Below are 298 nucleotides of genomic sequence, written 5' to 3'. Positions count from 1 at the left end.
CTTCCCCCGCCAGCAGCGGGGCCGCCGCCTCTGTCTCGCCGACTTCCACCGCGCCGAGGACTCCGGGGAGGTCGACACCGTCGCCCTCCAGGTCGTCACCGTCGGATCGCGGATCGGCGAGGAGACCGCCAGGCTCTTCGCCGCCGACGCCTACCGTGACTACCTCGAACTCCACGGCCTGTCGGTGCAGTTGGCGGAAGCGCTGGCCGAGTACTGGCACGCGCGGGTGCGGCGGGAGTGGGGGATCGGCGGCGCCGACCCGGCCGGCCTGGACGGCATGCTGCGCACCGAGTACCAG

The 298-nt window shown here is 73.5% G+C and carries 1 protein-coding gene; it reads left to right on the top strand.

The window, feature by feature from the left end:
• A partial coding sequence (locus IF73_RS38460) for a vitamin B12 dependent-methionine synthase activation domain-containing protein (protein WP_037881946.1) occupies nt 1-298 on the top strand: 298 nt, incomplete at both ends.

Origin of the sequence: Streptomyces sp. NRRL F-5727 (assembly GCF_000719555.1) — a bacterium.
Taxonomy (GTDB): Bacteria; Actinomycetota; Actinomycetes; order Streptomycetales; family Streptomycetaceae; genus Streptomyces.
This window is presented reverse-complemented; position numbering and strand designations above follow the sequence as displayed.